This window comes from Halocella sp. SP3-1 (assembly GCF_003953885.1).
In the GTDB taxonomy this organism is placed as follows: domain Bacteria; phylum Bacillota; class Halanaerobiia; order Halanaerobiales; family DTU029; genus Iocasia; species Iocasia fonsfrigidae.
On record NZ_CP032760.1, the window covers coordinates 2,954,008 to 2,977,353 of the forward strand.

A 23,346-nucleotide genomic window follows, 5' to 3' on the forward strand; every position below is an offset into this window, starting at 1 on the left:
ATACTCCCCAAGAAGGAATTACTCAAATAATCAAGAACAATATAATAAGGAGTTGATAGTATGAATGAATTAGAAAAAAAGATTGACAATTTAGAGGAAAAGATAGATATATTTCTGGAAGGTTTCGGTAATTTTAAGATTGATGTTGACCAAAGACTTTCTAATATTGAAAATGACATTAGTCAAATCAAAGACGATATAAAAAGTCTTAACAATAAAACAGAACTTGCATTAGATTTTATTGCACAGAACAGGCTTGATATAAGCGATTTAAAGAGAAAAGTAAAATGAATGAAAGTGTAAATAATTTTTCGTAAATGGTTTTTCCCACTTTATTTTTTCTTTTTTTGTATAATATTAATTTTTTATTATATTATATAGATATTTTTTAGAAAAGCTCCTTAATTGGGGCTTTTGGTTATTGGTAATTATTTATTATTTCGCTTGCAGTAGCTATAACATTTTGGGCGTGTAATTCAAAATACCCCTCACCTGTCCTTCCTAAACTTGAATCTAAGAATATATCGCCTTTCTTTATTTCATTACCCATATAACAGAATAACTTAGCTCATTGTAACAATTTTGTATTGTATTGACATGCATAATAAAAGGTGAATTTTTATCTATTGTAAACATATTTGATTTTGGGAATTCATCTCGAATATAGTAAAGGAACACATTTCCCATATTACCATCGCCTAAATCAATTGTATGAGTTATATTTATTGGCGTTCCAGCATAAACAACACTACTACTAAATATTAATATTAATATTAAAATCAATATTATTTTTTCCAATGTTTGTTTTGCCCCCCTTTATTTGATATTTTATTCCATTTATTCTCTGTTTATAATATTTTCCTGCATAATTAGGTATTTATATTTTTAAAAGGAGTGGTTTAGTGAGTAACCTAAAAAGCAGAGAGAAATTAACATTAGACAGTAGAGAAGATGCAAAGATGGTTGGGAAAAGGCATTCGGATTTATTGAGAGATATAAGGAATTATTCTGAATACCTTAACGAGAGCAAAATTGCGTTGGTTAATTTTTTTATTGTAAGTAGGTACACTGATGGCAAGGGCGAAGCAAGATCCAATTATCAAGTTACCAAAAAAGGTTGTGAGTTTATAGCCCACAAATTGACTGGTCAAAAAGGCACAGAATTTACAGCAACATATATTAATAAGTTTCACGAAATGGAAAATCAACTTCTAGATTTTCAGGATAGTTACATGATTGAAGACCCTATTAAAAGGGCTAAAGTCTGGATAAAAGAACAGGAAGAAAAACGGGAATTGGAACTGACTAATAAAAGGCAAGAACAAATTATAGGAGAGCTTAAACCTAAAGCAGATTTTATAATTATCATAAATCTCCTTAAAAAAGTGACAGCTATTTGACAGCTACGACGATTTAAAAAGATAAAATAGGTTTAACAGTTGGAAAATATTGTTTACAAAAATATACCTGATAATCTATTTATCAAGGGTTTTATTAACAAGATTTATCTATATTTAACTAGATAAAATACATAACGGTAATTCAGGGTCATGTGGACTTTGGTTCATGTGGGTTCGACTCCCACCTTCAGCACCATTGAAATCAAAGGGCTTATAGCCCTTTTTCTTTTTGTTGTAATTTACGGATCATGTGCGTTTGCCCGCCCAACTTCTGGCCAAAGTGCCTTGATTTTTAACTGATTAAAATCTATAAAAAAAATAACCCCTGTTAAGGGGCCATTTAATCTTTAGAATATAACATCACATCCCAAATAAAAATCATCATAGTCGTTCTTAAAATCATCATATAATCCCTCATCTACATCTTTTTCATATGTAAAATGTTTATCCATATAACCAATTAAACACCAGAAATGAAAGAATTATTGAAAATACTAAGTTCAAATCATAGGTAGTCAATTAGAATTATAAAATATAATTGAATTAACCATATAGCATGTGTTAAAATAAATTAAAGGGGCTGATACTTATGGCCAATACACTATTATCTTAGAGCTGGTTTTCAAGACCAGAATAAGGGTTTGCTGTTACGCCTATTTCTTTTAGTTTTCATTTTGAGCGGGAGAATTCAATCAGTTCTCTAAGGGGCTACTTTTTCATCCTTTTTTAAGTATAAATGAAAGAAATACTCTGCTATCCCAATTAATATAGCAAACCACAATAATGTTGACCAGCTTGTAGTAAAGGCAGGAATTAAAAGATCAAAAATATAAGCTGTTATTGCAGCAAGAAGACCATCACCAATAGAAGCTATCATATTACCCTTTGCCGGTAATACCATTAAATCCCCTATTAGATAATTAATTAACATAGCCACCAAACTCAGTAATAAGATCCAGAAGATATCATTATTTAATAATAAATCGAAAGCAATAAAAGCTGCTACAAACGTTAAAATAAATTTTATCAATAGGGCCATACCTGTTCTCATTATTATCCCTCCAGTAATTATTCTCTTGAATTTATATTATATAATATAACTAAATTTGTAACTTTTATACATAGAATTCTTATAATTATTTCTGCTCCAACAACAAAAAACCCCTTTTATATTTAAAATATAAAAGGGGTTTTTATTTTTGTGACAAAATAATACCATAAGTTTTACAAAGTAAATTTACTATTTGTTTATTCATTAATTAACTAAGTACCTGTTTATTCCAGAAAATCTTCTCTGATTGGTGTGAAAATGTCCAATATTACTCCATCTTCCAGAGCTTTAACACCATGTTCAACGTTTTTATCAGCATAAAAACTATCTCCACTCTTTAAAACCTTCTTTTCATCATCACAGCTTATCTCAAAACTACCACCGACTACATAACTCACTTGCTCATGTTCTTCATGACTATGTACCTGACCTATACCACCTTTTTTAAAATATACCTCAACCATCATCAATGATTCACCATTGACAAGAATTTTCCTGACAACTTTTTCTTCCAATTGATTAAGTTCGATTTCTTTATTGATAGTAATCATTAAATCTCCCCTTTTTTAAATATCAAAAGAATCAATATATGTATAACTATAGACCATCTACAAATCTAATTTATACTATTTAACCTGACAAGCCAGCCGCCATCAACAGCAATAAGTATAGATATTACCCTGAATATCTAGTTTTCACAACTTATAGACTATAAACAGAATCAGAGGGCAACACCTTGATATTATAGCTCAAAAGTAAATTCACAGCTTTATCAGCATCTTCAACACGCAAAATTATCAAGGCCTCTTCCGTCTTTTTACCGATAGCATACATGTACTCTATACCTATTCCTTTATCAGCCAGAAGGTCTAATGCCTCTGCTAGTCCACCAGGTTTATTTTTTACAGATATTGCAATCACAGCTGTACAGCTAACTGTTAAACCAGCTTTCTGTAAAACCTCTTCTGCCTCTTCTGGTTTATTCACTATCATTCTTAAAATACCAAAATCTGTAGTGTCAGAAATAGATACTGCACTGATATCAATATTGTTCTCAGCTAAAATCTTGGTAATCTCAGCCAGACGTCCTGATTTATTTTCAACAAAAACTGAAATCTGTTTTATTAACACCCCTATACCCCCTTTAATATACCTCTAATAGTTATATCCAGCCTCAAAGGCCCTTATATTCACCTCAATAAACTTCTCAGGAACCATTTCTTTGATAGATATAAACCAATCTTCCTTCTCAAAATCTAGTGACCTGGCCATTAACCCTATCATCACTGTATTAACCGTTTTAATATTTCCAGATTCTTTAGCAATCTTAAAAGCATCTATTACCCTTATGTTTGGGTATTTATCTCTTAATTTTTCTATTATATTATCAGGGTATTTTGCATTTCCTATTATTACAGGCATAGGGTCAATTTGTTGATTATTAATTAATAATCTTCCAGCTGGTTTTAAATACTCTATCCAACGAAGAGCCTCCAGCTGTTCAAAGGCAAGAATTATATCTGCTTCTCCCTTTTCAACAATAGGAGAATATACCTCTTCAGCCAGTTTAACATAGGTAACTACACTCCCGCCCCGCTGGGCCATACCATGAACCTCAGACATTTTTACATCATATGATTTATTTAACGCAACATTACCAATAACTTTACTGGCTAATAAAGTCCCCTGGCCACCAACACCAACAATCATAATATTGAGCTTATTCATTACTATCACCAGCCTTTTCAAAAGCATTAGCCGGACAAACCTCTGTACATAACATACAAGCTACACATAATGCCTCATTTACTTCCATATGATCACCCTTATCAACAATAGCCGGACAACCTAATGACATACAGAGTTTACAATCAACACACTTATCTGTGTTGATTTCCAGCACACCTTCATAATTTACCTCTTTTAATAAAGCACAGGGGCGCTGAGCTATAACTACCGACGGTTCAGCTGCCTGAACCTCTTCTTGAACAACAACCTCAAATTCCTTCAGATTAAAGGGATCGGCAATTCTAACCCTTTCTATTCCAACAGCTTCAGCTAATTTTACAAGGTCTACCTGTTTAGTTACTTCACCCTTTATTGTATAACCAGTAAGTGGGTTATCCTGATGACCTGTCATTCCAGTTATAGAGTTATCCAGGATAATTACTGTAGAATTACCCTGATTATATACAATATCAATTAAACCAGTCACACCTGAATGCATAAAGGTTGAATCCCCAAGAACAGCAACTGTTTTCCGAGCAAAGTCTTTTCCCCTGGCTTTTTCCATACCATGAGCCATACCAATACTGGCTCCCATACAGATACAGGTATCCATGGACTGCGCAGGTGGTAACGCCCCCAGGGTATAACAACCAATATCTCCAGTAACAGTCAAACCAAGTTTACCGAGGACATAATATGTCCCTCGATGAGGACAACCGGGACACATTACAGGTGGTCTAAGTGGAAGTTCATTTTTAAAGGGTTTATTTGTATTGCTATTTTCATTTAACATTTTATCTTTAATAATTTCAGCACTGAGCTCACCAGTAATAGGCAGCTTTTCTTTGCCGATTACTTTTATGCCCATTGTTTTAATATGTTTTTCAAAAAATGGCTCTAATTCCTCAACAACATATAACTTATCTACCTTATCAGCAAATTCACTTATCAATTTGTCTGGTAGTGGATAGACCATACCCAGTTTTAAATATGAAGCATCACTAAAGGCCTCTCTAGCATACTGATAAGCAATCCCACTACTTATAACACCAATTCTCTTGTTGCCCCATTCAATCCTGTTCAAAGTTGTCTTATCAGCAAAATCTTTTAAAGAACCCATTCTTTTTTCTAATACAAGATGCCTTTTCCTACCCATGGCAGGCATCATAACATATTTTTCAAAATCCTTTTTATAATCCTTCAAATCTACTTCTTCTCTATCTTTTAATTCCACAATACCCCTGGAATGAGAGATTCTAGTTGATAAGCGAACTAAAACAGGTGTATCAAACTCCTCACTAACTGCAAAGGCTTCTTTAACAAAGTCCTTACTCTCCTGACTATCAGACGGCTCAAACATCGGCAGCTTGGCAGCTCGGGCATAATTACGACTGTCCTGTTCATTCTGAGAACTATGCATACCCGGGTCATCCGCAACAACAATTACCAGTCCTCCATTTACCCCTGTATAAGAAGCTGTAAATAATGGATCAGCTGCCACATTTAAACCAACATGTTTCATTGCACAAATTGATCTAGCACCTGCTATTGCAGACCCACAGACTACCTCTAATGATACCTTTTCATTGGGAGCCCATTCAGCATATATTTCATCATATTCTGCTATACTTTCCGTAATTTCAGTACTCGGTGTCCCTGGATAAGATGAGGCTACCCTGACACCAGCCTCATAAGCACCCCTGGCAACAGCCTCATTACCAAGCATTAGTCTCTTCACTACTATTACCCCCTCTAGTATATTTATCTATCATCTATTTATCTATCATCATTTATTTATCCCTTAGATCAATTACCCGCTTAGCCTTACCTAAGGACCTTTCCAATGACTTAGGCTCAACAAGCCTTACTTTAGCATCAACCTGGAGTGTAGTCCTCAACTCTGCTTTAATACCTTTTTCAAGTTTTTCTAATTCACTAAATTTCTCCAACATCTTACCATCAACCAACTCAACCTGAACCTCTATATCATCCATATAACCCTTTTTTCGGACAAGTATCTGGTAATGGGGACCAATATGCTCCATCCCTACCAACACACTTTCGATCTGTGAAGGAAAAACATTTACTCCCCTAATAATTAACATATCATCAGTTCTACCTAGAATTTTTTTCATCCTTACATTTGTCCTGCCACACTGACAAGGCTCAGGGTCAAGGACTGTTATATCTTTAGTTCTGTATCTCAACATGGGAATCCCCTCTTTAGTAAGGGTAGTCAAAACCAGTTCACCCCTTTCACCATAGCCCTTTGTTTTGCCAGTTTCAGGATCTATAATCTCTGGATAAAAGTGGTCTTCATTAATATGCATCCCAGTATGGCATAAGCATTCACCTGCAACCCCAGGACCAACTATCTCACTTAAGCCATAATTTTCAGTTGCCTGGATACCCCACCTTTTCTCAATTTCTTCTCGGAGTTCATCAGTATGTCCTTCACCACCAAAAAGACCTAACCTTAATTTATGTTTATTACTATTCAAACCCATTTCTTCTGCAAGTTCGGCCAGATATACTGCATATGATGGAGTACCGACAATTATAGTAGAACCAAAATCCTCCATTAACATTAACTGCCTTTTAGAATTACCACTTGAAGCAGGAACAACAGTAATACCAACTTTTTCCAAACCATAATGAAGTCCAAAACCGCCAGTAAACATACCATAACCGAAAACAACCTGGGCAATATCATCCTTACATCCACCAGCTGCCTTTATTATCCTTGCCACACATTCAGACCAGTTTTCCATATCTTGACGAGTATATCCTACTACAATGGGTTTTCCGGTTGTACCAGAAGAAGCATGTAAGCGAATAATCTCTTTAATAGGAACAGCAAATAGGCCATAAGGATAATTGTCTCTCAAGTCATCTTTGGTAGTAAATGGAATTTTTTCTATATCCTTCAGTGATTTTATATCGTCTGGCTTCAAACCAACTTTGTCAAACTTCTGTCTATAAAAAGGCACATTATTATATGCCCTCTTAACTGCTTTTTTTAGATTTTTTAACTGCAATTCAGACATTTCATTTCTACTTAGACATTCTATATCTTTATTCCAGATCATATAAACATTATCCTCCTCAATATTACCCTTTAAGTTATATTTTAAGAGTTAATACCTGTCAATAAGACTAAAACAGCATTAATCCTCCTTAGTCATAAGGTCCTTTGACTCATTTGCTTACTCAACCTCTATTTTAGAACTACTCCCCATAGTTTTTCAGCTGACGAAAAAACTTTTTCTAGATGGGGTTCTGGTAAAATTAGCAAAAACACATATTTAATCATTTCTTACACGTAAAACATTTATAATTATTCTATCACATACAATAAATATTCTAGATTAAATATATATTTCCTTTAATTAAACTTCTTTTTATATCTGCTTATTACTTTATTTAATTTTCTACCACAAACTACCTGTCTAAATATTTTTTAATACTAAAAACTAGGTAATGATCCAAATACTTTAGGGGGTAATAATCTATTGTTATTTAATAGTAAAATACACAAATTATTTATTCTATTCCTTATGTTCCTCTTGTGGTCTTTTCTTAAAATAAATAGGTTTATTTCCAGGATAATCGGTAAGAAATCTCTTTTTAGATTATATTAATATATTTATATTGTAACAAGATATATTATATAACATAATATATAACATCTTCATTATTAGTTTAGGAGGTGTTATATTTTGCCCAACGATTATTGTGGTCCAGGGAGATATCCTGATAGATGGTGTGAAAACAATCTTTGCCTTATAAGGACTCTTGCCGGGAGGGAACTTAATGATATAGAACTATATGATTACCTAATTAACCTGTTAGTTGCTCAACCACAGGCACAGCAGATGCCCCGTTATACCAATCCCAGAAATGTTCTTAGAGATATCAGGGCTCTAGAAGAGAAAAATTTGGAAATATTAAGAGATATCTATATGGATATAACCGGTGAGGATATTGATCCAATAAGAGAACCCTTTACAGAACCAGTAAATTACCGTGCCGGTATAGAAAGAGCACTCTTTAACGAAATAAGGGATGCTGAGCTATATAGAAGGCTTTACCTTGATACTACTGACCCTGAATTAAGGGATATGATCTTTATAATGATGACAAATGAATATTCCAAAGCAGACAGGTTAAATTACCTTTATGCAAGAACATTATTATAATTTATAAAAACACAGCATGAATCAATTCGTGCTGTGTTTTTATAAATACCTATAATTTTGTAAAAGACTATTTTTTTTGCTAGTTCACTTTTTTAAGCAGTTTCTTCTTTGCCCAACATTTCTTTAAGACAACTCTTACATATTACCTTTTTCTTATATTCTATGGTATCTTCTGCATTCCCACAAAATAAACATGCTGGCTCATATTTTTTAAGTATTACAGTATCCTCATCAACATAAATTTCCATTGGATCTTTTCTGTCGATATGCATGGTTTTCCTTAATTCTTTAGGTAATACAATTCTTCCTAAATCGTCAATTTTCCTCACAATACCAGTTGCCTTCATACATAAGTCACCCCTTTTTTTTATTATTATAGCAAAATATGGATAACTTGTCAATAAGTTTTTGTTTTCTTTTGGCGTATTATATAATAATTATTAGTTTTTTATTATATTTCCACTTTTTCGATAGCATTTACAGGACAGTCATTTAATGCTTTTTGGCATAATTTATCTTCTTCAGCAGTCACAGGTTGTTTGTCAACAATAGCATGTTTATCCCCTATAGTAAATTTAAAATTATACGGTGCAGTTGCCATACATTTACCACAGCTAATACAGGCTTTGTTGACAAAAAATTCTCCTACTGCATTTTCTGGATAGCCTTCTTTTATATTAAACAATTTAATTCACACCCTATTTTATTTATAAAAAGCTACTTGCTTTATTATACTTAATACTATTCTTTTTATACAAAAGTAAAGACCTGGCTTTTAAGAAAAGCCAGGTCTTCAAAAATATGTTTTTATTTATTTACCTTACCTAAGATTCCATTAATAAAAGCAGGTGATTTATCATCAGAAAACTCCTTGGCTAACTCTACTGCTTCATTAATCACTACCCCCTGTGCTAAACCTTCTTTCAATTCATAAAGGGCCATCCTGAGGATATTCCTATCAATATATGACATGCGTTCTACTTTCCAATCAATAGCTAGTTCATTTATTTTTCTATCATATTCTGCTAATCCTTTTACTACACCAATTACTATATCTTCAAAATAATAATTTTCATCACAAAGAACTTCACTGTCTTTTAAATTAGCTATTCCTTTTTTTGCTTCTACTACTGATAGACTATCTAAAATATCCAGGCCGTATAACACCTGAAGTGCCCAAATCCTTTCCTGGTGTCTTGAAACCTTCAACATCAATATCCCCTTTTCTATTGTTTATATTGTGGTGGTAGTAGGCGGTCAAGAACCCTTTTGAAATCACCCTCCTGATCCCAGCGAGAACCGAGATAATAACCAACAAAAGAAAATACAACAACCAACAGAGCTTTTAAAAACCCAATGATCAATATTAAGATAGCAAAGAAAAAACCCAGGAGAGCTCCTGTAACCTTACCCTTATGATATGTTATAAGTTGAAGTAGTTTCTTCCATAATTCATTTTCCATTATAAACCACCCTATTTCACTAATTCCTGATCATTACTAACACCCTTAATAAGGACCTTAACACCTGCAACATTAACACCTGTTGTGTCTTCAATATATGATTTAACAAGCATTTGTAAATCAGCTGTTAATTCAGGGATAGGGGTATCAGCCGAAACCTTTCCTTGTAAAAAAATAAATAATCCTTCATCCTTTACTAACATCTTATTGCTAATCTCTGCAATGCCTTCCTGTTGTAACGCAACTGAATTAACTAAATTATCAAGGGCTTCAATTGTAATATCAACTTCCCCCAGGTCTGATCTACTAATTGGAGTAGTTTTAACTTCTCTTACAAAAAAAGGATAAATAATCCAGGCGCCAGCAATAAATAACAGTAAAAAGACTATACCTGCCTGCCATTGCTTATACATAGACTCAATTATATCGGGCAACAACCCAACTCTAGCAAAACCAAAAGCATAAATTGCAGTAAGCAGAGAAACAAGCATTAATATTATTGACATAATAAATATGATAAATCGATAAAAAAGATTCACTACCTTTCCCCCCATTCCCGGATTAAATTCCATAAAGCAAAAGAATCTATCTAATTAAGCCCGGTCTCTTCTACACTCTCTTGCTCGTTATCCTCATTAGCAAAATGAACCCCTTGAACATGAATGTTGACCTCTTTAACATCAAGACCAGTCATACTTTCAATAGCATCTTTCACATTTTCCTGAATACCTTCAGCAACATCAGGGATAGCATAACCATAATCAATAATAACTGTTAACTCTACAACACATTCACTCTCACTGGCTTCAACCTTGACTCCCTTTTTATGCCCAAGCATCTCAGCAATTCCACTACCAACACCACCACTCATACCTGTTACACCATCAACTTCAGTTGCAGCCAGACTGGCGATAATAGCTATAACTTCATTAGCAATCTTAATTGAACCTATATTAGCTTTATCTTCCATAAAAACTCACCCCTTTTATTTTTCGTTATTAAGCCTTCGATGAATAAAATTAGTATGATAATTACCTTTCCTGAAGTAAGCATTATTTAATATACGTAAATGGTAGGGTATTGTTGTCTTAATACCATCAATAAAGAATTCATCTAAGGCCCTTTCCATCCTTGATAAAGCCTTTTCCCTATCCTCTCCCCAGACAATTAACTTAGCAACCATTGAATCATAATTTGGTGGAATAAAATAACCAGGATAGACACCACTATCAATTCTTACTCCAGGACCTCCAGGAATAATATATTCTTCCAATCTACCTGGTGAAGGAATAAAGCCTTTTTCCGGGTCTTCTGCATTAATCCTACATTCCAGAGCAACACCCTTAAGTTTAATATCATCCTGATTAAAAGCCAGTTTTTCACCAGCAGCAATCCTGATCTGTTCTTTAATTATATCAATTCCAGTAACATATTCAGTAACAGGGTGTTCAACCTGTACCCTGGTATTCATCTCTATAAAGTAATAATTATTATCCTTATCAAGCAGAAATTCAACTGTACCGGCATTGGCATATGAAACTGTTTTAGCAACCTTTACTGCCTTCTGGCCCATTTCATACCTGAGCCCATCTTCCAGGGCAGGAGAGGGTGACTCCTCAACTATTTTTTGATGTCTGCGTTGGATCGAACAATCCCTTTCCCCCAGATGGATAACATTGCCATGTTCATCAGCCAGGATCTGAAACTCAATATGTCTGGGCTCCTCAACATATTTCTCCATATATACCTCTGCATTACCAAAAGCAGCTTCAGCTTCTCTCTGAGCAGTCTGAATAGCCTTTTTCAGATCCTTAGCATTCTGAGCAATACGCATCCCTTTCCCACCACCACCTGCAGCGGCTTTAACAATAACAGGATAACCAATTTCTTCTGCAAGTTCCAGGGTTTTTTCAATATCTGTAAGACTATGTTCAGTACCTGGTACAACAGGTACCCCGGCCTTAATCATTGTTTCTCTGGCCTTAACTTTGTCACCCATCAAAGCTATTATCTCAGAAGAAGGCCCTATAAACTTAACCCCACTACTTTCACATACTTCAGCAAAATGGGCATTCTCTGCTAAAAAACCATATCCTGGATGAATGGCATCAGCATCTGTCACCTCAGCTACACTCATAATAGCAGGTATATTAAGGTAACTCTGGTTAGAATTAGCTGGACCAATACAATAGGCCTCATCAGCCAGCTTAACATGTAAAGAATCTCTATCAACCTCCGAATAAACAGCTACCGAAGGTATTGATAATTCCTTTAGAGCACGAATAATACGAACAGCAATTTCTCCTCTATTTGCAATTAAAACCTTATTAAACATCTATTTACTCCCCCTCTTTAAAGTGGCTCTATTACGAAGAGGGGCTCTCCGTATTCAACTGCTTGTCCATTTTCTACTAATATCTCAACAATCTTACCCCTGGTCTCTACTTCTATTTCATTCATTAGTTTCATAGCCTCGATAATACATAGTGTATCACCGGGATTGACTATATCTCCTTTTGCTACAAAGGGATCAACATCAGGGGCAGGGGCCCTATAAAATGTCCCTACCATTGGAGCAACAATTTCTTCTCTGTTTGAATCAACAATATCATCCTTCTCCTGATTTCCCTGATCTTCAATTTGAGAAGGTTTCCGCTGTATATCAATAAATTGTTCTGCCTCACTAGCCTGAAAACCCCGTTTTATACTTATTTTAGTTTCCTTTTCTTCCACATTAATTTCTGTGATATCTGTCTCCTTAATTAATTCTATTAATGCCTTTATTTCGTCCAGATTCATCGTATTTCCCCCTTATTTACAACAATATTTTACCACCTGTCTATTAATTTTATCCAATTAATGGTTTAAAAACAAGCAGTTTTTAGTGCTTCTTTATATTTTTATTCTCTATTAATCCTAAAAATCCTTTTTAAAAAAGAAAACTGTTGGCAATATTACCAACAGTCTTTCATAAATAAGGCTATTATCCTGTCTCGATTTTCTTTTCAATTATGGTTACATCCTCAAAATTGAACCCGGTTATCTTGACAATAATATCACCTATTTTAGCAACATCACTTTTATTAAGTCCGTTTGTATGTACAATCACATCAACTGCTTCTTCATGAATATACGCCAGTGATTCTTTATAACCCCTGGCCCTGATTAAACTCTCTATCTCTAACTCTTTTTCCATCTTATCGGTCAATTCCAGCATCTTTTTCTGTGCTTCTTTTTTGGTTATTTCATCAGAATTTGGATTATTAATCATCTCTCTGAATATATTTATCTGTTCACTCCTGGCCTTATCTCTTTCAAGACGATATTCTATAAAGAAATCCTCTTCATTCTGAGAATCTTTTGCCTTAGTATAATTTATGTCATCAACCTTTCCCTCTCCCTGAGATTTAGACTCCTCTATCACCTCAATATTCTCTGATACCGTCTCTTCCACTGCCAGATAATCACCACCTTGGTAGACAATAATTGAAGTTACCATCCCAACCCACACCATCATAATCATCAACCAGACAATTTTCCTCCTTATCATCATACTTTTACCCCCTCCCATATGGTAGAACACTTATCTTATGAACCGGCAAATTTAATAAACTCCTTACTGCGGTAATAATATTCATTTTAATTTTACTGTTTTCAGCCCCCTGAGCCACAATAAGAATACCTGAAATAGCAGGCTGTTGCTTTTTCCTTACTACAGGGCTCTCACCTCCACTGGCATCCCTGATAATTACTAATTCGTTCTCAAATCTATCTTCATCGATCTTTCTTTCACCACCATTCTGGTCTATTTCGTCTGTCACTTTATTACTTCTGCTTTCATTATACTCATATTGATACTCCAGGGCAGAATCAGTATAAACCTTTACCCTTACCTTACCCACACCATTAACCAGTGAGATAATCTCCTCTATCTCTCCTGCTATCCTCTCCTCATATGAAACCTTCACTTCATTATTTTTTGAACCATGAGAAACCGGTGGAGATGTTTTATTCTCATTTGTAAAAAGACCTGTAAATAATAATAATAGAATCCCTATCATCCCAAGAATTATAATATTCCTCAAAATATTATGGCTATCTTTGTTCTCATTATTTAATATATTTTTAAGTTCATCCAGGATCCCCATTATATTAATCCCCCCCTGCCTTAATTATTTTGATTTCCTTTTCATTCAATTGAAAAACCTTACTTAGATTATTTTTTAATTTTATACTATCAATCCCTATATTATTCTCATTTTTTTCCTTTAAACCACTCCTATCTTTGTTAATATCGACAGGGTCAATTTCTCTTACATTCTCTCTTATCCTGTGAAAAAATACGGTTATACCAGTAAGCTGATATTCATCATTAATATCCACCTGGATATCCCTGTTATACTGCTCACTATCATAATAAAGTTCAATTACCTCCTCAACACGTCCCCTTACTTTTTCAGCATAGTAATCCTTGATTAAGGTCTTATTCTCATATTCTATCTCAGCACCCTTTTCAATTATCCCCTCCCAGTTTCCGCTAATAATTTTCCCTGGTATAATATCCTGCATTACTGTCATATCACCCTTTAAAATAGCAGATAAGGGAGAAATAAAAATAGAGATAATAAAAAACCCCATTACTACCCTGACATATTTTCGCATTTTATTACCAGGTAGGAACATCTCTAACAGGGTAGTAAAAAGAATAATAAAAACCAGGTTCTTAACCCATCTTATAACTGCCTCCATAAACTCACCTCATCATTACAGTTAAGTTGGCTGCCCCAACAATTACAGTTAAGGTTATAAAAAACATTAATGAAACTGCAGATACTGTTAAAAATACAAAAACAAGACTATTACCTACATCATTTAAAACATCTACTAACCTGGCATCGGCTATTGGTTGAATAAGGGCACTGGCTAATTTATAGATAATAATCAAGGCAATAAGTTTTATAATTGGATAGGCAATTATCATTATAATAGCTATCATCCCAAATAGATTAAGGGCGTTTTTTATAATTAAGGAACAACTTACTACCAAATCAACGGCATCAGAAAAAATGCCACCTATGACAGGTATAAACGTACCTGTCAGATATTTGGCTGTCCTTAAAGAAAGACTGTCAGTCACCGCTGCCGCCCCACCCTGAATAAGCAAGCCGCCTGTAAATATTATCAAAATTAAACCAAGCAGCCCCATACTTGCTTCCTTAAAAAGACCTGCTAACCTTGATAGGGAGAACTCATCATTTAATCTGGTAACAATACATAGGACCGTTGACAGAAAAATCATAGGTAAAACAATGAGTTTTACTATTGTCCCCAGCAGAGAGATTATTAAATATGTCAAGGGATTAAAGACTACTGCTGAGGTAAAAGCACCCATACTAACCAGCAAACTCAGTAAAACAGGTAAAAGAGCCTGCATAAATGATACAATATTATCAACTGCATCTATCCCTATGTCTATAGCAATATGAAAAGACTGTAGTACCATTACAGCCAGAATCATAAATATCAGCATATTTGATGTATTACTGATCATTGTACTGGAAAAAGAATCGTGAAATATATTTAAAATAGCACTTATAGCTGCCAGAATTATTATCTGCCCCATAATACTCAAGTTGGCTGTTACCTCTTTACCAAGGTATTTAATTATTAATTTTAATAAATCTCTCCAATCTAATTCAAGATTACCTTTTACCAGGTTTAACAGGATAGTTTTCAAGTTTAACTCTGGCAAATAATGCCCTGCACCTTTGTTTATCTTATTAACTTCCTGCTGAACTTTATCTATATCCAGTTTATTTAACTGTCTTAAAATAATCTCATCCTGATTCATCTGACTATTTTCAGCATAGCTTGGTAGCGTAAATAATAATAAACAAGATATAATTACCAATAATATCCTTACTATATTCATTTTTTACTTCCTCTCACTATAAAGGAATAATCTCAAGAATGGTTTCTATCAAGGAAAGCATAATTGGTACAGCCATAATCATAATTAATATCTTGGCCGCTATTTCTATTTTGCTGGCTAAGGCAGTTTCACCACTGTCTTTTGTAATCTCAGCCCCAAACTGCCCTATATAAGCAATACCTATTATTTTTACAATAGTATTAAAATACATTAAATCAATACCAGATTTCCTGGCAAGTTGATTAAGCAAATCAATTACCACAGCAACCTGGTCTATAATTATAATTAAGATTATTATGCCGGTTAATAGACTAAGTATAAAAGCCATTTCAGGTTTAATCTGTTTAATAACTATAATTAATATAGTAGCCAGAATTGTAACACCTACTACCTGTATAATTGTCATAAGAAATCACCTAGAACCTGAAAACCGTTCTTACATCATTAAATAACTGACTTATCAACTGTATTACTACTGTCATAACAATAATCACACTTACCAGGGTTATCATCTGGGCCTGCTCTTCTTTATCAGCCTGTTTTAGGACAATATTTATTATAGAAATAAAAATTCCAATACCAGCAATTTTAAATATCAAATTTACATCCATTAATTAACACCCCTTATCAATAGAATAAAATAATTATCATTAAACTTATTAAAACACCTGCATATCGTACTAATTTAACCTTCTTAGCAGCCTCTTTTTCTGCCTGTATTTTTTGCTGTCTGAGCCTCTTTAATATTAACTGATTGATATTGTTCTGATTATCAAGACTGGAGCTGCCGAGCTGGCGTCCCCAGCTATCAAGAATTTCAATATCTTCTTCCAGAAGACTATTATTTCTGTAATTAATCAACAATCTTTCATGCCATATCTCATAAAAAACCTTATTATTACCCTTTTCTAATTCATATGCTGTCTCCCTAAATAGATTGGCCAGTGGGCTTTTAAAGGTGGCAGCTGTTCCCATTAACGCCTCTGCCATAAAAGACTGTTTATAGCTAATCTCTGTATTAAAAATATTTATACCCATCTCTAATTCTTCCAGTTCTTTAACCCTTTTTTGATATGAGCTGCCTATAATCCAGCCGATAAAACTACCCGATACTAAGATCATTACTGCCCCAGTTAATTTTATCAACAAAACAAGAAACCTCCCTCCCATTTCTATCCCTGACCGCCTCTATTGTTCCAATCCCAGCCCTATTACTAAGAAATATAAATCTCTCAAAGAGCCCTTTATCAATTAAATCTGCTATCCCCGGCCGTCTTTTTATATCTGTAAAATCCCTGCCGTGTATAGTTGTAATAAGACTAACACCAGCATAAAGGGCCTCCTGTATAGCATTAATATCCTCATCCCTACCTATTTCATCTACAGCAATTACCTCAGGGGACATCGAACGTATTAATAACATCATTCCTTCTGCCTTAGGACAATTATCTAATAAGTCTGTCCTACTTCCTATATTATTCTGTGGCACTCCTTTATATGCCCCGGCTATTTCTGATCTTTCATCAACTAATCCGACTTTCTTTCCCTTTATACCCTTATCTAACATTCCTTGACTGAAAATACGAATTAAATCACGTAATAGAGTTGTTTTTCCACAGAGTGGAGGTGAAACAATAAGGGTATTTAAGACCAGGTCCCTTTCTCTATCATATAGATAAGTAACTATATCCTCAGCTGCCCCGGTAAATTCCCTACATATCCGATAATTTAAACTATTTATATTTTTAATAGTTTTAATCCTAGCATTTTCCACAACAACTTGACCTGTAAAACCCACCCGGTGGCCGCCAGGTATAGTAATAAAGCCCTCCAGCAGCTGCCTCTCAAGGGCGTATATGGAATTATGTGACAATAATAAAAAAGCCTTTTCCATCTCTTCCCTGTTTAATCCATAAAATCTATCACTATTTTTCAATCTTTTTCCATTGAGATCAATAAAAAAATCTATATTACTGCCGATAAGCTGAATAGCCTGATTTACTCTTAATCTTATTTCAACCAGCTTCTTATCTCTCCATTCGCTTAAACCTCCAATCAACAAAGCGGTCCTTTCTGGTAAATAGTCAAGAAGATTTTCCGACAACAGCCTCACTCCCTAAAGTTTGTCCTATTTAATAAATATTGCCAGCAGCCAAAAATATGCATGGATTTACTTTAAAAATAGAATTTATTTATGCTGTATAATTCTTCTTACTATATGAAATGATAAAAATGGAGGTGTTGCAAAATAGATAATAAAGCCAAAACCACCAGTTATATTACTGCCGGGATAGGTGTAGCAGTTACAGCTTTAGGGTGGAGTTTACTTCCCTCCTTGTGGGGAGCCGGGATTCTGGGGTTTGGTGCAGCCCACATAGTCCTGGGCTTACTTGATACCCAGCGTCCTTCTATCAGGAAATAAATTCACCTCCAATAAAAAAAGAGATAAGGAGGGATAAAACTCCTTATCTCTTTTAACAGTAAATATTCAATTTTATTTATAAATTATACCCTTTCCATATATTCCCCTGTCCTTGTATCTACCTTGACAATATCTCCTTCACTAATAAACAAGGGAACCTGTACCACAGCACCACTCTCTAAGGTAGCAGGTTTAGAACCACCAGAAACAGTATTACCCTTTATACCGGGTTGAGTTTTAGCTACAGCCAGTTCCACAAAGGTTGGTAAATTAATATCAATCGGACGGCCTTCATAAACCGAAATCTCCAGAACCATATTCTCCTTAAGATAATCTATCTTTTCCCCCAGCTGCTCCTGACTAAGAGCAATCTGTTCATATGTCTCAGTATCCATAAAAATATAATCATCACCATCACGGTAGAGATATTGTTTTTCCCGCTGTTCAACATGGGCCCTATTGACCTTTTCATTAGCACGAAAGGTCTTCTCAATAACACCACCATCTTCAACATTCTTAAGCTTTGACCTTACAAAAGCCCCACCCCTACCGGTCTTGGAATGCTGAAAGTCTACTACCTGATAAACAGTCCCATCCAGTTCAATAGTCAATCCATTATGAAAATCATTTGTTGAAATTACGGCCATACAATGTCCTCCTTAAAATTCCTGTATAATTTTATTTAAACATTTTATTAAAAAAACCCATTATATTATAACATTTCTATTAAAACATAACAAATTAACTATATTATAAACTTATCAACTCACGAGGAGAATCATTTAACACTTCACAACCATCTTCTGTAATTAATAGGTCATCCTCAATCCTGACCCCACCCCATTCCGGTATATAGATACCAGGTTCATCAGTGATTACCATCCCATCTTCCAAAACTGTATCACTGGTATAAGAAACCCTTGGTTCTTCATGTACCTCAACACCTATTCCATGACCAAGACCATGACCAAACCTACTTCCATAGCCTTTATCTGTAATAATGTCCCGGGCAATCGCGTCAACATCCTTACAGAGCATACCTGCTTTAACCCTTTTTTTCACCTCTTGCTGGGCCTTTAAGACAATATCATAGATATCCCTCTGTTTTTTAGTAGGCTTTCCAACAACTATAGTCCGGGTCATATCAGAACAATAGCCATTATAAAAACAACCGAAATCCATAGTAATAAAATCCCCATCTCTTATTACCTTATCACTGGCCACACCATGGGGTAAAGAAGACCTTTTACCAGAGGCTACAATAAAATCAAAGGCATTTCTCTCTGCCCCCTGTTTTTTCATAAAAAACTCCAGCTCCAGTGCGATTTCTCTTTCAGTACAGCCGGGTTTAATAAAATCAAGAATATGGGTAAAGGCCAGGTCTGTAACAGCAGCAGCCGTTTTTATTAGGGATATTTCTTCCCTGTCTTTTTTAATTCTTAGTTTACTAATTAACCCAGTCACAGCTTCTAATTGGATTCCAGTTAGAGCTTTTTTATATTTCTCATACTGTTTATAATTAACTGCCTCTGCTTCAAAGCATAGTTTACTTACACCCTCTCTGTGCAAAATCTTCGACAATTTCTTTTCTAAATCCTTATTTATCTTAATAATTTCATATCCCTCAAGCTGTTTTTCGGCCTGTTCAACATAACGAAAATCGGTTATAAAATAATTATGATCAGGTGTAAAAAGAATTCTCCCGGCTGTACCGGTAAACCCACTCAAATAAAAACGGTTCTCCGCTCCATCAATGATTAGAGATTCTATCCCTGATTCCTTGAGCAATCTTCTTAGCTGTTTTATTCTTTTAGCCATTAAAAACTACCTTTCTTTATTATATTGACCACTGCCTCAAGAGCATAGATATACCCATCAGGTCCCAGACCAGAGATCTGTCCTACTGCTATGGGAGCAATTACAGAGTTGTGCCTAAACTCCTCCCGCTGATAAATATTACTAATATGTACTTCAACTACAGGTAATTTAACAGCAGCCAGGGCATCTCTTAGAACAATACTATAATGGGTTAACCCCCCGGGGTTTATAACAATACCCTTATAATCATTATATCCCTCATGTATAAAATCTACTATCTCTCCTTCATGATTACTCTGATAGATTCTTACCTCAACATTTAAAAAACCTGCCCTCTTATTTATCATATCATTAACCTGCTGAATACTCTCCATCCCATATACCTCAGGTTCACGGGTCCCCAGCATATTTAAATTAGGACCATGTATTACCGCAATCTTTAACACAATAACCCCTCCAATATCCTCTTAATCAAGCTATGGTCTATCCCTTCTCTAATAAAAGCATTCCCAATCCTATCAATAAGTACCCACCTTAAGCTATCATTCTTAACCTTTTTATCCCGGAAAAGTGCTGTAAAGATAGCCTCCGGGTCTTCTTGATGGCCAAGCGGTAAATCGTAAAGCCTGATTAATTCCTCAGTGAATTCCAGGTCAGACTTTTCCAACAATCCCAAAGAATTTGCTAGACGAGCAGCCCCCAGCATACCTATAGCAACTGCTTCACCATGGTTATACTTCTTATAAGCTGTTACCGCTTCCAGAGCATGACCAATAGTATGTCCGTAATTTAACAGAGCCCTCTTCCCTTTTTCTTTCTCATCCTCCATGACAATAGCTGCCTTAATCTGACATGAACGGTAAATAATATGGCTAAGTTCATCTTTCTCCAGTTTAAAAACATTTTTTGACCTTTCAAACAGATAATCTGCCAGGCCCTGATCAGCAATCAAACCGTGTTTTATTATCTCTGCCATACCGGTTTTAAATTCCCTGGGAACCAGGGTCTTTAAAAAAACAGGATCAATTAATACCATCTCTGGTTGATAAAAAGCCCCAATCATATTCTTGCCTGCTGGATGGTTAATAGCCGTCTTTCCGCCTACACTACTATCCACCTGAGCTAACAGACTTGTCGGCAGCTGTACAAAGGGAATACCTCTCATAAAAGTGGCCGCCAGAAAACCAGCCAGGTCTCCAACAACTCCACCCCCCAGAGCAATTATCAGATTATCTCTGTTAAAATTATTATCAACTAAAAGGTCATAACCCTTTCTCAAGGAATGGTAAGACTTGGATTTTTCACCAGCGGGAATAATATATTCCAGAACCTGATAACCAGCCTTTTCCAGAGACGAAACAATACTAGCACCATATAATCCACTGACATTAGCATCCGAAAGGAGTAGTACCTTATTCCCTCTATAACAGTCACTAATTAAGCTGCCTATTTGGGATGATATATTGTTTGCAATAATAATAGGATAAGAACACTTGGTTTCACTAATATGTACCTTAAGTTCCTGTCTACTCATCATTAATCTCTCCTATCAAATCAAGTATTTCTTCCACTATTTCTGCTGGGCTTTTCCCCATTGTGTCAATTTTATTAGTAAAGACATTATAATATTCTGCCCGCCGTGATAGCAAATTCCTAATCTCAGCCAGGGGGTCTGATACCCTGAGTAATGGACGGTTATTATCCACCCTAACCCTCTGATAAATCTCCTCAGCTGGGGCAGTCAATAGAAAGGAAACTGTTCTGGAGAGCAGTAATTCCCTGTTGAATCCAGAAATAACTAGCCCACCCCCTGTTGAAATAACAATTCTATCCCCTTTAAGTATCCCTGCCAGGCTCTCAGTCTCAACCCTGCGGAAATATTCTTCACCCTTTCTTTGAAAAATTTCCGGGATACTAAGACCTGTCTTCCTCTCTATTAATTCATCGGTATCAAAAAACTGATAACCCAACTCAACTGCTAATAAACTACCTACTTTACTCTTGCCTGTAGCCATAAAACCTACTAACGAAATTCTCAACTTAATTTTACCCCCTGATTAATCCATCATCCCAAGATATCCGCGATAATTATTGATAGTTTCCCTGATGCTATCTCCACCAAACTTTACTAGCATAGCCCTGGCCAGTATAAAAGCAAGCATGGCTTCTCCTACAACACCCGCAGCAGGTAGAGCCGTAACATCTGACCTCTCAATACTGGCTGTAAAAGGTTCTTTGGTCTTAATATCCACAGAACGTAAGGGCCTATAAAGGGTTGGTATTGGCTTCATCGCCATTCTAATTATCAGGGGTTCACCATTTGTTATACCGCCTTCCAGACCACCAGCCCTGTTGGTCTTTCTGTAATACCCTTTATCTGGCTGATAAAATATCTCGTCATGTACATCATGACCTGTCCGGGAAGAATTTTCAAAAGCCGGACCGATCTCAACCCCTTTAACTGCGGGAATACTCAATATCGCCTGAGCCAGTTCCCCATCCAGACGGCGATCCCACTGAACATGACTCCCCAGGCCAACAGGCAGGGGTGATGTTCTAAGTTCTACAACCCCTCCCAGACTGTCCCCTTTTTCTTTTATTCTATCTATATATTCTTTCATCTCCCGTTCTTTGTCTTGATCATAACAGGCCAGTTCAGAATCCCTGATCCCAGCCTTTAATTCTGCTAAACCTACCTCAGGAGAGCAGCTCTCTATCTCACCTAGCTGTATTACATGACTGATAATCTCAATGTCAAAATAATGCAGGAAATTATCAAGCAGACCCCCAACCGCTGTCCGAGCCGCTGTTTCCCTGGCACTAGCCCTCTCCAGTATATTTCTAATATCATCCTGCTGATACTTTAAAACACCTGCCAGATCAGCATGTCCAGGACGGGGGCGGGTTACTTCTTTATCAATCTTTCTGATCCTGCCGTCCTTTTTGATTACCACTTCTTTTTCTGTCGGATTAGTATCTTTATCAACAGACATTACACCCTGCCAGTTCTCCCAGTCCTTATTATGAATCAAGAGACCAACCGGACTCCCTATTGTTTTACCATGTCTTAGACCACTAAACACCTCAACCCTGTCAGTTTCTATCTTCATCCTGCCACCGCGGCCGTAACCCTGTTGCCGCCGGGCCAGTTTCTCATTTATCCTGGCAAAATCCACCTTAACCCCAGCTGGCAAACCATCAACTATCGCCATAACACCTTTACCATGTGATTCACCAGCTGTCTTAAATGTCAACATAGCTCTACTCACCTCATCAATTATTATTCAGTTTATTATACCATTCTTAGTAAATTAATTTCTACATAAAAACAAT

Annotated in this window: 32 protein-coding genes; 3 read left to right on the forward strand and 29 right to left on the reverse strand. The window is 35.5% G+C overall.

From position 1 onward, the window contains the following. Nucleotides 1-60 precede the first annotated feature (60 nt). Nucleotides 61-291 (forward strand): hypothetical protein, encoded by a 231-nt coding sequence (locus D7D81_RS14190; protein WP_125990721.1) that lies wholly within the window; start codon nt 61-63, stop codon nt 289-291. A gap of 243 nt (nt 292-534) precedes the next feature. Here the strand turns inward: D7D81_RS14190 and D7D81_RS14195 are convergent, their stop codons facing one another. Next, the gene (locus tag D7D81_RS14195) at nt 535-798 is read right to left on the reverse strand and encodes a hypothetical protein (RefSeq protein ID WP_125990722.1); all 264 of its coding nucleotides are present in this window, start codon (nt 796-798) and stop codon (nt 535-537) included. 104 nt (nt 799-902) lie between these two features. Here D7D81_RS14195 and D7D81_RS14200 point away from each other — a divergent pair, with 104 nt between their 5' ends. After that, entirely contained in the window at nt 903-1,400 is a 498-nt protein-coding gene (locus tag D7D81_RS14200; RefSeq protein ID WP_205739227.1) for a Rha family transcriptional regulator, read from the forward strand. A 700-nt stretch (nt 1,401-2,100) separates the two neighbouring features. Here D7D81_RS14200 and D7D81_RS14205 read toward each other — a convergent pair. The 6 genes from D7D81_RS14205 to D7D81_RS14230 form a co-directional block, all read right to left on the reverse strand. Further along, nucleotides 2,101-2,451: a DUF2512 family protein gene (locus D7D81_RS14205; RefSeq protein ID WP_125990723.1), complete on the reverse strand. Its 351-nt coding sequence runs from the start codon at nt 2,449-2,451 to the stop codon at nt 2,101-2,103. Nucleotides 2,452-2,675: 224 nt separating this feature from the next. Continuing rightward, a complete protein-coding gene (locus D7D81_RS14210; RefSeq protein WP_125990724.1) occupies nt 2,676-3,002 on the reverse strand; it encodes a cupin domain-containing protein in 327 nt (108 codons plus the stop codon). A gap of 151 nt (nt 3,003-3,153) precedes the next feature. Then, nucleotides 3,154-3,582, reverse strand: a complete 429-nt coding sequence (locus D7D81_RS14215; protein ID WP_125990725.1) for an ACT domain-containing protein — start codon at nt 3,580-3,582, stop codon at nt 3,154-3,156. A gap of 24 nt (nt 3,583-3,606) precedes the next feature. Next, on the reverse strand, nt 3,607-4,179 hold the full coding sequence (locus tag D7D81_RS14220; protein ID WP_125992216.1) for an indolepyruvate oxidoreductase subunit beta: 573 nt from the start codon (nt 4,177-4,179) through the stop codon (nt 3,607-3,609). After that, on the reverse strand, nt 4,172-5,917 hold the full coding sequence (gene iorA, locus D7D81_RS14225; RefSeq protein ID WP_125990726.1) for an indolepyruvate ferredoxin oxidoreductase subunit alpha: 1,746 nt from the start codon (nt 5,915-5,917) through the stop codon (nt 4,172-4,174). Before iorA ends, D7D81_RS14220 begins: the two co-directional genes overlap by 8 nt. Before the next feature lie 52 nt (nt 5,918-5,969). Next, the gene (locus D7D81_RS14230) at nt 5,970-7,268 is read right to left on the reverse strand and encodes a phenylacetate--CoA ligase family protein (protein ID WP_125990727.1); all 1,299 of its coding nucleotides are present in this window, start codon (nt 7,266-7,268) and stop codon (nt 5,970-5,972) included. Nucleotides 7,269-7,898: 630 nt separating this feature from the next. On the opposite strand from D7D81_RS14230, the gene D7D81_RS14235 reads away from it, so the two are divergent. After that, nucleotides 7,899-8,378, forward strand: coding sequence for a ferritin-like domain-containing protein (locus tag D7D81_RS14235; protein ID WP_125990728.1), 480 nt, complete (start codon nt 7,899-7,901; stop codon nt 8,376-8,378). A 92-nt stretch (nt 8,379-8,470) separates the two neighbouring features. Here D7D81_RS14235 and D7D81_RS14240 read toward each other — a convergent pair whose 3' ends face one another. The 22 genes from D7D81_RS14240 to aroC form a co-directional block, all read right to left on the reverse strand. After that, nucleotides 8,471-8,725 (reverse strand): AbrB/MazE/SpoVT family DNA-binding domain-containing protein, encoded by a 255-nt coding sequence (locus D7D81_RS14240; RefSeq protein WP_125990729.1) that lies wholly within the window; start codon nt 8,723-8,725, stop codon nt 8,471-8,473. Between the two features lie 104 nt (nt 8,726-8,829). Beyond that, nucleotides 8,830-9,063, reverse strand: a complete 234-nt coding sequence (locus D7D81_RS14245) for a ferredoxin (RefSeq protein WP_125990730.1) — start codon at nt 9,061-9,063, stop codon at nt 8,830-8,832. A 122-nt stretch (nt 9,064-9,185) separates the two neighbouring features. After that, nucleotides 9,186-9,590 carry a transcription antitermination factor NusB gene (gene nusB, locus D7D81_RS14250; protein ID WP_286169743.1) on the reverse strand — a complete coding sequence of 135 codons (405 nt, stop codon included), beginning with the start codon at nt 9,588-9,590 and terminating at the stop codon, nt 9,186-9,188. 14 nt (nt 9,591-9,604) lie between these two features. Further along, nucleotides 9,605-9,841 carry a DUF2273 domain-containing protein gene (locus D7D81_RS14255; protein WP_125990731.1) on the reverse strand — a complete coding sequence of 79 codons (237 nt, stop codon included), beginning with the start codon at nt 9,839-9,841 and terminating at the stop codon, nt 9,605-9,607. A gap of 11 nt (nt 9,842-9,852) precedes the next feature. Next, nucleotides 9,853-10,347, reverse strand: coding sequence for an alkaline shock response membrane anchor protein AmaP (amaP, locus tag D7D81_RS14260; protein ID WP_164522267.1), 495 nt, complete (start codon nt 10,345-10,347; stop codon nt 9,853-9,855). Nucleotides 10,348-10,430: 83 nt separating this feature from the next. Continuing rightward, complete coding sequence (locus D7D81_RS14265) at nt 10,431-10,811, reverse strand: Asp23/Gls24 family envelope stress response protein (RefSeq protein WP_125990733.1); 381 nt, start codon at nt 10,809-10,811, stop codon at nt 10,431-10,433. Between the two features lie 15 nt (nt 10,812-10,826). Continuing rightward, entirely contained in the window at nt 10,827-12,176 is a 1,350-nt protein-coding gene (gene accC, locus D7D81_RS14270) for an acetyl-CoA carboxylase biotin carboxylase subunit (protein ID WP_125990734.1), read from the reverse strand. Between the two features lie 17 nt (nt 12,177-12,193). Beyond that, a complete protein-coding gene (gene accB / locus D7D81_RS14275) occupies nt 12,194-12,640 on the reverse strand; it encodes an acetyl-CoA carboxylase biotin carboxyl carrier protein (RefSeq protein ID WP_125990735.1) in 447 nt (148 codons plus the stop codon). Between the two features lie 184 nt (nt 12,641-12,824). Continuing rightward, nucleotides 12,825-13,394 (reverse strand): SpoIIIAH-like family protein, encoded by a 570-nt coding sequence (locus D7D81_RS14280; protein ID WP_286169745.1) that lies wholly within the window; start codon nt 13,392-13,394, stop codon nt 12,825-12,827. A 4-nt stretch (nt 13,395-13,398) separates the two neighbouring features. Then, a complete protein-coding gene (gene spoIIIAG, locus D7D81_RS14285) occupies nt 13,399-13,989 on the reverse strand; it encodes a stage III sporulation protein AG (RefSeq protein WP_125990736.1) in 591 nt (196 codons plus the stop codon). A 4-nt stretch (nt 13,990-13,993) separates the two neighbouring features. Continuing rightward, nucleotides 13,994-14,590, reverse strand: a complete 597-nt coding sequence (spoIIIAF, locus tag D7D81_RS14290; protein WP_125990737.1) for a stage III sporulation protein AF — start codon at nt 14,588-14,590, stop codon at nt 13,994-13,996. Nucleotides 14,591-14,594: 4 nt separating this feature from the next. Next, on the reverse strand, nt 14,595-15,773 hold the full coding sequence (gene spoIIIAE, locus D7D81_RS14295) for a stage III sporulation protein AE (protein WP_125990738.1): 1,179 nt from the start codon (nt 15,771-15,773) through the stop codon (nt 14,595-14,597). 16 nt (nt 15,774-15,789) lie between these two features. Continuing rightward, nucleotides 15,790-16,179 carry a stage III sporulation protein AD gene (spoIIIAD, locus tag D7D81_RS14300; RefSeq protein ID WP_125990739.1) on the reverse strand — a complete coding sequence of 130 codons (390 nt, stop codon included), beginning with the start codon at nt 16,177-16,179 and terminating at the stop codon, nt 15,790-15,792. A gap of 10 nt (nt 16,180-16,189) precedes the next feature. Further along, entirely contained in the window at nt 16,190-16,384 is a 195-nt protein-coding gene (spoIIIAC, locus tag D7D81_RS14305) for a stage III sporulation protein AC (protein WP_125990740.1), read from the reverse strand. Between the two features lie 16 nt (nt 16,385-16,400). Next, nucleotides 16,401-16,922, reverse strand: a complete 522-nt coding sequence (gene spoIIIAB / locus D7D81_RS14310) for a stage III sporulation protein AB (RefSeq protein WP_164522268.1) — start codon at nt 16,920-16,922, stop codon at nt 16,401-16,403. Next, complete coding sequence (gene spoIIIAA / locus D7D81_RS14315; protein ID WP_164522269.1) at nt 16,876-17,877, reverse strand: stage III sporulation protein AA; 1,002 nt, start codon at nt 17,875-17,877, stop codon at nt 16,876-16,878. Before spoIIIAA ends, spoIIIAB begins: the two co-directional genes overlap by 47 nt. A 401-nt stretch (nt 17,878-18,278) precedes the next feature. Then, nucleotides 18,279-18,842 (reverse strand): elongation factor P, encoded by a 564-nt coding sequence (efp, locus tag D7D81_RS14320; protein ID WP_125990743.1) that lies wholly within the window; start codon nt 18,840-18,842, stop codon nt 18,279-18,281. Between the two features lie 103 nt (nt 18,843-18,945). Then, nucleotides 18,946-20,013 (reverse strand): M24 family metallopeptidase, encoded by a 1,068-nt coding sequence (locus D7D81_RS14325; protein ID WP_125990744.1) that lies wholly within the window; start codon nt 20,011-20,013, stop codon nt 18,946-18,948. After that, nucleotides 20,013-20,459, reverse strand: coding sequence for a type II 3-dehydroquinate dehydratase (gene aroQ / locus D7D81_RS14330; RefSeq protein ID WP_125990745.1), 447 nt, complete (start codon nt 20,457-20,459; stop codon nt 20,013-20,015). The genes D7D81_RS14325 and aroQ overlap by 1 nt, the downstream gene beginning before the upstream one ends. Next, on the reverse strand, nt 20,453-21,550 hold the full coding sequence (gene aroB / locus D7D81_RS14335; protein ID WP_125990746.1) for a 3-dehydroquinate synthase: 1,098 nt from the start codon (nt 21,548-21,550) through the stop codon (nt 20,453-20,455). The genes aroQ and aroB overlap by 7 nt, the downstream gene beginning before the upstream one ends. Beyond that, nucleotides 21,540-22,052: a shikimate kinase gene (locus D7D81_RS14340; protein ID WP_125990747.1), complete on the reverse strand. Its 513-nt coding sequence runs from the start codon at nt 22,050-22,052 to the stop codon at nt 21,540-21,542. Before D7D81_RS14340 ends, aroB begins: the two co-directional genes overlap by 11 nt. Before the next feature lie 18 nt (nt 22,053-22,070). Continuing rightward, the gene (gene aroC / locus D7D81_RS14345; RefSeq protein WP_164522270.1) at nt 22,071-23,270 is read right to left on the reverse strand and encodes a chorismate synthase; all 1,200 of its coding nucleotides are present in this window, start codon (nt 23,268-23,270) and stop codon (nt 22,071-22,073) included. Nucleotides 23,271-23,346: the final 76 nt, after the last annotated feature.

Coding starts and splice junctions, on each gene's coding strand:
- D7D81_RS14190 (WP_125990721.1), top strand. CDS start 61: ATGAATGAATTAGAAAAAAAGATTGACAATTTAGAGGAAAAGATAGAT.
- D7D81_RS14205 (WP_125990723.1), bottom strand. CDS start 2,451: ATGAGAACAGGTATGGCCCTATTGATAAAATTTATTTTAACGTTTGTA.
- D7D81_RS14210 (WP_125990724.1), bottom strand. CDS start 3,002: ATGATTACTATCAATAAAGAAATCGAACTTAATCAATTGGAAGAAAAA.
- D7D81_RS14220 (WP_125992216.1), bottom strand. CDS start 4,179: ATGAATAAGCTCAATATTATGATTGTTGGTGTTGGTGGCCAGGGGACT.
- D7D81_RS14230 (WP_125990727.1), bottom strand. CDS start 7,268: ATGATCTGGAATAAAGATATAGAATGTCTAAGTAGAAATGAAATGTCT.
- D7D81_RS14240 (WP_125990729.1), bottom strand. CDS start 8,725: ATGAAGGCAACTGGTATTGTGAGGAAAATTGACGATTTAGGAAGAATT.
- nusB (WP_286169743.1), bottom strand. CDS start 9,590: ATGTTGAAGGTTTCAAGACACCAGGAAAGGATTTGGGCACTTCAGGTG.
- D7D81_RS14255 (WP_125990731.1), bottom strand. CDS start 9,841: ATGGAAAATGAATTATGGAAGAAACTACTTCAACTTATAACATATCAT.
- amaP (WP_164522267.1), bottom strand. CDS start 10,347: ATGTCAATAATATTAATGCTTGTTTCTCTGCTTACTGCAATTTATGCT.
- D7D81_RS14265 (WP_125990733.1), bottom strand. CDS start 10,811: ATGGAAGATAAAGCTAATATAGGTTCAATTAAGATTGCTAATGAAGTT.
- accC (WP_125990734.1), bottom strand. CDS start 12,176: ATGTTTAATAAGGTTTTAATTGCAAATAGAGGAGAAATTGCTGTTCGT.
- accB (WP_125990735.1), bottom strand. CDS start 12,640: ATGAATCTGGACGAAATAAAGGCATTAATAGAATTAATTAAGGAGACA.
- D7D81_RS14280 (WP_286169745.1), bottom strand. CDS start 13,394: ATGATGATAAGGAGGAAAATTGTCTGGTTGATGATTATGATGGTGTGG.
- spoIIIAG (WP_125990736.1), bottom strand. CDS start 13,989: ATGGGGATCCTGGATGAACTTAAAAATATATTAAATAATGAGAACAAA.
- spoIIIAF (WP_125990737.1), bottom strand. CDS start 14,590: ATGGAGGCAGTTATAAGATGGGTTAAGAACCTGGTTTTTATTATTCTT.
- spoIIIAE (WP_125990738.1), bottom strand. CDS start 15,773: ATGAATATAGTAAGGATATTATTGGTAATTATATCTTGTTTATTATTA.
- spoIIIAD (WP_125990739.1), bottom strand. CDS start 16,179: ATGACAATTATACAGGTAGTAGGTGTTACAATTCTGGCTACTATATTA.
- spoIIIAC (WP_125990740.1), bottom strand. CDS start 16,384: ATGGATGTAAATTTGATATTTAAAATTGCTGGTATTGGAATTTTTATT.
- efp (WP_125990743.1), bottom strand. CDS start 18,842: ATGGCCGTAATTTCAACAAATGATTTTCATAATGGATTGACTATTGAA.
- D7D81_RS14325 (WP_125990744.1), bottom strand. CDS start 20,013: ATGGCTAAAAGAATAAAACAGCTAAGAAGATTGCTCAAGGAATCAGGG.
- aroB (WP_125990746.1), bottom strand. CDS start 21,550: ATGATGAGTAGACAGGAACTTAAGGTACATATTAGTGAAACCAAGTGT.
- aroC (WP_164522270.1), bottom strand. CDS start 23,270: ATGTTGACATTTAAGACAGCTGGTGAATCACATGGTAAAGGTGTTATG.